The sequence below is a fragment of the Bradyrhizobium sp. WYCCWR15520 genome, assembly GCF_056174665.1.
Genome location: NZ_JBWBWM010000120.1, coordinates 1 through 3,153, shown reverse-complemented (window position 1 = coordinate 3,153; position 3,153 = coordinate 1). Strand labels below are relative to the sequence as shown.

The window sequence follows — 3,153 nt, the reverse complement described above, 5'->3', positions numbered from 1 at the left end:
ATCGGCGCCGACGTTCAGCGCCCAAGACCTTCACCTGCATTCGCCACATGACCTTAAGGCTAGACTTAAGGTCAAATCCTCAGACGAACCGCCAAACCGCACAAGGCGGCCTCCGCCGGAGCGATACACTGCCAATACAGCCGGGGCCAACAAGCTTCAACGGACGAGCCATTTGTTGCCGACTGAGTTTGCAAGATGTCGATCTCGGCCGTCCTGTTTCATTACGGAGCCATAGAAAAGCTCACTCTCCACATTTCTTCCGATCATCGTGGTATGGATGGAAGAGTGCACTATGAAATCGCTAGTTATTCGCTTTTTACTCGATCAGTCTGGAGCTACCCCCATAGAATACGGTTGATAACGGCGGGCACAGCTGTCGCTGTCCACCGATTAACTCGGTTCGTCACCTTCGCTAGCGTATGTGCATGGGCCCCCGGTTCGATCATACATGGCGATTCGCGTGTCTCTTCGGCGTACATTTCGTCGCAGCGAGTTCGGGCTGCTTAGGCCCTTTGCGAATGATACTCAGGCAAGCTGACGACGAACTGACGGGCAGGTGTCGTCCAGCTTAGAGGACGAAGGGCATCGGCCCAACGACCAGTTGATGGTGGCGTGCGCTTCACCACGATGGTCGCACTACAGGTCAATTTGATCATGCTGGCCGACGCTGCTTCACCGATCTCAGCCCTTGCTCTCAATTCTGCCGATGGGCGTGCGTGCGCGAACTTGCCGCCCCTGGTCCTTCTCCCATTATGGACGAGGCGCTCAAGCATTATCGCCGAGTTCTATGGCATCGAGACGTTCGTTGCTTTAGCGCCGAGGGCGCCGTCTCGTTAGGCAACAGAAAAGCCAACCGCTGCTGGAATTCTTCGAGCGATGGCCCCGCGTAACGCTCGCCTTGGCGGGCTGAGGCGGCCTGGCGGACACCGCACTTGAGACATAAATTGATCGATCTTATTTCCCACATGAATCGCCGGACCACCTCCTGACTCTCAGCAGAGCCACTGTCGGCCGCTCTTGCTAGACTGGGCATGTCCTGAGTCATCATATGTCAGCAGTTCATCCTTTGGTTCGTTTCCCCTAGCGCAGATTAAGAATACGGACAATGCCGTCCGCGCGAACCCACAGCGCGCTCAGATCGTTCGGGCACTCGGCGAACTTCCGGATCACTTGGCGTCACTGCAATCGAAAACCGGCGGCTGGGTTGCCGCGAGCAAAAGTAGACAATGCGGTGTGGTGAAATCAGTCGAAAAAAGCGCGGGATCGCAGAATTTATTCGCCGGCACCGGACGCATTGCATTAATCAAGATCGATATCTCGTTACTATGCAGTGCCAAGCGTAACCCTGTTTCACCAGCCCGACTGTTTTGGGTGTCGGCAAATACAATCACACGGTCAAACCTATCTAAATTGGCGAAACGGATAGGAGTGGGACAGGCTAGGTAGCGACCGCAGGGCGCATTTCCAGCCCCAGCGTTATGTCGGCGGAGGAAGCCGTGAACTGGGCGCGCTTTTCAATCGAGCTTATCGACAACCTATGCCGCTGGAGAGGGCACGAGAGGAATTCCCCGACGCATACCGAACGCTGACGACTTCGCCCGTTTCATTTGTTCTCGGGCCGGAAGATCGACAATTCGAGTGTGGCCACTTCGAGTGCTTTGGCGCCAGCGGGGAAGGTGGCTGCGCGCCCAAACGCGGAGGAGCACGCTGCGCGGCCACCGTAGCGGCTCAGCACGAAGTACTCTGCCTGACCGCTTTGCGGTTCAACCGACGGCGAACGATCAATTCGCTGGCCGCCCCTTGCTAGCTCTCTTACACTTTACATGTATGAACGCCGCGCTTTTGCTGAATGCAGAAAAAAAGCCCGCGCGAACTTCACACACGGCCAAATCAGGGAGGAAACGCCCCATGCGCCTCTGAACCAGAGCTCCACGAATGAATGATCGCATAACGATTGTCTTGCGTCGCTTGGCGGAGAATCTCGCTCATGTTTCGCATCTTTCGCGCAAAAATGACCAACTGATCGCAGCTATCCCTCGAAAGCGTCGTACGACATGGCAGTTTGCGTTACATCGGTCGCAAATTGATGTCCCGTTACAGCGTCGCCGGAAGGGACTGGCTGGTCCGGCACTCGCAAAAGCGGGAAGATCAGTCCGCCGCTAAGGGCGGCAGCCAGACTAGCGAGACCACGAATGGGACGTTGTGACGGGTCATGCTCATCAGCCTGGCGAAAGACCGCTTATCGTAGATCCAGCAGCCCCCGGGTTACAATCGATTACAAAGTATGAATTCGCCTCCCTGGACGCGAGAACTTCCCTGACGAGGAGGACGACGCCTCTCAATTGTAGCGCCGGCCCGAGCGCTTCGCACTGATGGTCAATCCTCGGGCGGAGGTCAATTGGAAAGCCAAAGCCCGCCTTTACGCGCATCCGATCGGGGTTTTTTGACTTTGAATCGGGGGCGGCGCAGAAAAGGCACCCATGCCTTGAGCTACCGTTGCAGAGTGGTGTTGGCATCATGGCGGTGATGAGTTCCTGGAAGCTGCTGCTGTTTGACCCACGAGACGACGGCCTGTCAGACTTCAATGCGCCTCGGAGCCGACGCCGCAGTGAGGCCGTCCTGATTGCATTCGACCTGATGCATCAGGGCACTGACCTTCGTGAAACGCCGCTGATCTACCGCAAGCAGAAGCTCACCAGGCTGCTGGACACTGCGGAGTTGGGTATTCAGTTCAACGACCATCTTACCGAAAATGGTGAAGGTGTATTCCAGCTCGCTTGCCGCATGGGCTTGGAAGGCATCGTCTCGAAGCAGATCGACGCGCCTTATCAGAGCGGATCCTCGAAGACGTGGTTGAAATCGAAGACCCCGGCGAGCGCCGCAGCGCTGCGCGAGAGTTTGCAGGACTGGACGCGCTGATCCGTCGGGCGGAGTCGCTTATGGTGAGGGCCTACAGCCTGCCATGATCGAACCGAAGACGGCGAGCAGCGCAACCATTGCCAGACCCAAGAAGTTTACGACCAGCAAGTCGTGCGTGAAGAACTTCCAAGCCATTGAGCGGGAGTCGAATTTTCTGGCGAGAGGCGTTTTGAGATTGCAAGCTTTCGGGCTTTGGGGGCCCAAAAGCTTGCAATTTTGCTTTTGAGGATTCCG

2 protein-coding genes are annotated in these 3,153 nt (G+C 56.6%); one reads left to right on the top strand and one right to left on the bottom strand.

Annotated elements, in window-relative coordinates:
- Positions 1 to 2,517 precede the first annotated feature (2,517 nt).
- Positions 2,518 to 2,919, top strand: coding sequence for an ATP-dependent DNA ligase (locus AC0QUY_RS42310; RefSeq protein ID WP_161855421.1), 402 nt, complete (start codon positions 2,518 to 2,520; stop codon positions 2,917 to 2,919).
- Between the two features lie 18 nt (positions 2,920 to 2,937).
- On the opposite strand, the gene AC0QUY_RS42305 is transcribed toward AC0QUY_RS42310, so the two are convergent.
- The coding region (locus AC0QUY_RS42305) for a hypothetical protein (RefSeq protein ID WP_475391701.1) at positions 2,938 to 3,153 on the bottom strand (216 nt) is incomplete at its 5' end.

Coding starts and splice junctions, on each gene's coding strand:
- AC0QUY_RS42310 (WP_161855421.1), top strand. CDS start 2,518: ATGGCGGTGATGAGTTCCTGGAAGCTGCTGCTGTTTGACCCACGAGAC.